This is a genomic window from Vibrio sp. 2033, assembly GCF_033339735.1.
In genome coordinates this window covers 1-609 of record NZ_JAWOVC010000532.1, presented here as the reverse complement: position 1 = coordinate 609, position 609 = coordinate 1, and the positions used below count along the sequence as shown (strand labels likewise).

Annotated in this window: 1 pseudogene; it reads left to right on the top strand. The window is 46.8% G+C overall.

Going from position 1 to position 609, the window contains the following annotated elements:
• Positions 1 to 609 (top strand): annotated as a pseudogene (locus tag R7P74_RS27625) (ATP-dependent RNA helicase); the annotation flags it as partial.

The following is a 609-nucleotide window of genomic DNA, read 5'->3' as shown; positions in this document are numbered from 1 at the left end:
TACCTCATTAGCTGAGTTTCTTGAGGAGCAATCTGGTGCGCTGATAGGTAACAAAATTGGTTACGCGATCAAGCTGCATGCGTATTTCGATGAGAACAAGGAAGTTGTGTTCGTGACGCCGGGTGTAGCGTTGCGTTGGTTTGCGGAAGACAAACTTGCAAGCTTCGACATCGTGATAGTGGACGAATTTCACGAACGTCGCTGGGACATTGATCTACTAACCGCAATTTTGAAGCAAGAAAACCAGCATCCATTGATAGTGACATCTGCCACATTAGAGGGCGAAAAACTCGCACATTATCTTAATGCTCATCGTCTTCGCTCAGAAGGGCGCTGTTTTCCTGTCTCGGTGACTCATCGAGTAATAGACAGTCGTCATCTGCCCAATAAAAAAGGGTGTGAAAATGACGTGGTGAAAACAGTAAAAGAAGCCCTTGAAGATGAGGAAGGCGATATCTTGGTGTTTTTACCGGGTCGAAAAGAGATCACTCAGTGCGCGCAGATGTTACAGCACTTGGATGATGTGCTGGTGGTGAAGCTTCATGCTTCGGTCAGTGATGAAGAGCGACATCGAGCTTTAACTGTTCAAGCGCAGCGCAAAGTGGTGCT